Below are 1,497 nucleotides of genomic sequence, written 5' to 3'. Positions count from 1 at the left end.
CCATCTGATGGGACATTGTTAACTATTGATATTGCATTTTTATTAAATGCCCGCTCCCCAATGAAGGTCACTGAATCAGGAATAGTAACGCTAGTGAGATTATTTTTAGCGAACGCCCGCTCCCCAATGGAGGTCACCGAATCTGGTATAACCACATTAGTAAGTTTATTTTTTTCAAATGCCTGTCTTCCAATTATAGTAACCGATTTTGGGATGACCACGCTGGTGAGCTGCTTGTCATAAAATGTCCCCCCATTAATAAGTTCGACCGAATCTGGGATGACGACATCTGTGTCGTTACCGTTGTAGCCAATAAGTATTGACTTGTCATCTGAACCATCACGATTTTTGGCATATTGCAACCCTTCCGTTGCTCGTTCACAGCCAGTAAGAAAGGCTAAACAGAGTAAAGTGCCAAGAATTTGAGCTGTTGCTTTCATGAGCCTTGTTCTTGATAATGTCATGGCTGTTCCCGTATTTTATTAAGACCGTCAAATACCCTCTACCAACGCATAAAAGCGTTCACAGGTAGTCAGCTTTATTTTGAGATAAACGTAAGGTAGCAATACTTTCCGCAGTTAGTCCACTTCCAACAAGTTGTTTAGCTAGTTTCGCTACTAAAACGGACGCTTTGACAAGCAAAACATACATATAAAAGGCCCAAATCGTGAAAGTTTCATTCTACTAAATGACTTTTTGTAGGGTAAACGCAGGCTCTTTAACTTTATAGGGTATTTAACCTAACGAATTTTGGGGCAAAACCTTCTTAGAACTATTACATCCACAACGTGCCCACTACGAATGTGTTCACGGGAAAAAACACCATATGTATCGCTTCAACTAAACAGATTCCGTACACAAAGGCCACAGCCAACACCGACCAACTTCTTGGATTTATATCCAATTTATTGGCACCATAACCAAAAAATTGGATAGACGTACATTACTATTATTCCAAACAATTGATTTTATTAAAAAATTAAATGGCACGCTTCTCGCTTTTTGACGTGATATTTGGCTTTTACTTTAGGTATTTGTGTGTCGTATAAAACCCTTCCACTGTCGGAAGTAATGTCCCATGAATTCGGGTTGATAGAGGGCAACTTCCACAACCTCGCGGAAGCAGATATCGCCTCTGCCATTCCTGCTCATCTTACCTTTGATCAGCTAAAACACCACCTCCACGAGGGTAAGCTCGTACTCGTGAGTGATACACCTCAAATTCCCGCACTTCTGAGTTACAACGACCCAATTGGTCCTAAAACATGGCGGCTGAACTCTGAGGTTATCTCTGCATTTTCGGATGATGCGGCTGAGGAGTTGTTAGCAAAGACGAAAATCTCCAGAGCAACGGGAGGATACAGCACACGTATTGGAGAGACCGCGGCACTCGAACGAGCTTATACGCCACAGCCGATCGCAGTCGAAAGTGAAGAGGAAATCACCAAGGAATTTGAGTACAGCTTCGAAGTCGGCTGCTCGGATGCCACCATAAAG

1 protein-coding gene and 1 pseudogene are annotated in these 1,497 nt (G+C 42.4%); one reads left to right on the top strand and one right to left on the bottom strand.

Translation table 11 applies throughout. From position 1 onward, the window contains the following. Positions 1 to 440 (bottom strand): leucine-rich repeat domain-containing protein (locus IQR33_RS22370; RefSeq protein ID WP_228014071.1); only part of this gene is annotated, 440 nt, incomplete at its 3' end. Between the two features lie 598 nt (positions 441 to 1,038). On the opposite strand from IQR33_RS22370, the pseudogene IQR33_RS34030 reads away from it, so the two are divergent. Continuing rightward, positions 1,039 to 1,497, top strand: a pseudogene (locus IQR33_RS34030) (S-type Pyocin family protein); the annotation flags it as partial.

This window comes from Vibrio sp. OPT46 (assembly GCF_015163535.1).
Lineage (GTDB): Bacteria > Pseudomonadota > Gammaproteobacteria > Enterobacterales > Vibrionaceae > Vibrio > Vibrio alginolyticus.
This window is presented reverse-complemented; position numbering and strand designations above follow the sequence as displayed.